This is a genomic window from Agarivorans sp. 2_MG-2023 (assembly GCF_030548085.1).
In the GTDB taxonomy this organism is placed as follows: Bacteria; Pseudomonadota; Gammaproteobacteria; order Enterobacterales; family Celerinatantimonadaceae; genus Agarivorans.
In genome coordinates, this window is sequence record NZ_JAUORQ010000033.1 from 1 (window position 1) to 1,442 (window position 1,442).

General features: G+C 51.2%; 2 protein-coding genes. Both read right to left on the bottom strand.

All coding sequences use genetic code 11. From position 1 onward, the window contains the following. A partial coding sequence (gene galK / locus Q4549_RS21835; protein WP_303554604.1) for a galactokinase occupies nucleotides 1-929 on the bottom strand: 929 nt, incomplete at its 3' end. Between the two features lie 64 nt (nucleotides 930-993). Continuing rightward, a partial coding sequence (gene galT, locus Q4549_RS21840) for a galactose-1-phosphate uridylyltransferase (protein WP_303554602.1) occupies nucleotides 994-1,442 on the bottom strand: 449 nt, incomplete at its 5' end.

The window sequence follows — 1,442 nt, forward strand, 5'->3', positions numbered from 1 at the left end:
AGCACCTGTTTCACGATATCCACAATGCAGTTCACTTCCGGTACGGTGATTTCAAAATCATCACGCATTGAGGCATGAGATTGCTCCATCAGTACACTCAAGGTCGCCATGTCGTTGGCTTTTAGGGCCTCGGCTGCCGCTAAGGTGCGGGCATTTTCAGTTATCACGTGGCGCGCGCGTTTGGCCACCACTGGGTCGAGGCTGTGTTGCTTTTCCGCAAACAGGGCTTCACTCACATCACGCAGTGAACTCACGCCTAAACCTTTTGCGGCGGCTTCACATTGCTCGCGGCGGGTATTGTATTCACTGTCCACTAAACCGCGTTTTTTGTTGGAGTTGATTATCACCACCGCCATGTCTTCTGGCATGGCCACTGCTTGCGTCTCTAGCGAGCGGCAATCAATCAGTAGGGCGTGATTGGCTTTACCTTCGGCGGAGATAAGCTGGTCCATAATGCCGCAATTACACCCTACAAAGTTGTTTTCCGCCGCTTGGCCAATCAGCGCCAATTTCTGTTGCGAGACGTTTAGGTTAAACAGGGTTTTAAAGGTTTGACCAATCACCACTTCAAGGGCAGCCGATGAGCTTAAACCAGCGCCTTGTGGCACGTTACCACTCACCGCTAAATCGGCGCCACCAAGGGTGAAGCCTTCTTTTTGTAGGCAATCAATGACGCCGCGAATGTAGTTTACCCACATGCAGTTTTCATCAAACTGTAGCGGCTGGCTAATATCAAACTCGTTCACTTGGTTATCGTAATCTACTGATACCACACGCACGATATTATCGCTGCGCGGTGAAGCTGCCACAACGGCTTGGTAGTCAATGGCACAGGGCAGCACAAAGCCGTCGTTGTAATCGGTATGTTCACCAATTAAGTTTACCCGGCCAGGGGCTTGAATCAGCCTTGCTGGGGCTGAGCTCGTCATATTGATAAAGGCATTGCTGACCGTATCGATGAGGTGTTGTTGACGTTGGGTCATGCGCAGCTCCTTAGTCCTGTTGTTCTTTGTAATGCACGTCGCTAAGGTCGCGCAGTTTGCTGGCCGCTTGCTCAGCGGTTAAATCTCGTTGGCTTTCCGCTAACATCTCGTAGCCCACCATAAACTTACGTACGCTGGCTGAGCGTAATAGCGGTGGGTAGAACAAGGCGTGTAATTGCCAATGTTCGGTCGAGGTATCGCCCTCTTTGAAAAACGGCGCATAGTGCCAGCCCATGGAATACGGGAATGAGCACTGAAATAAGTTGTCGTAACGGCTGGTGAGTTTTTTCATCGCCAGTGCTAAGTCATCACGCTGGGCATCACTGAGCTCACTCATCCGGCGAATATGGGTTTTAGGCATGAGCATGGTTTCAAAAGGCCAAGCGGCCCAATACGGCACTACTGCTATCCAATGTTCAGTTTCCACCACGGTACGGCTGCCATCGGCTTGCTCTCGAG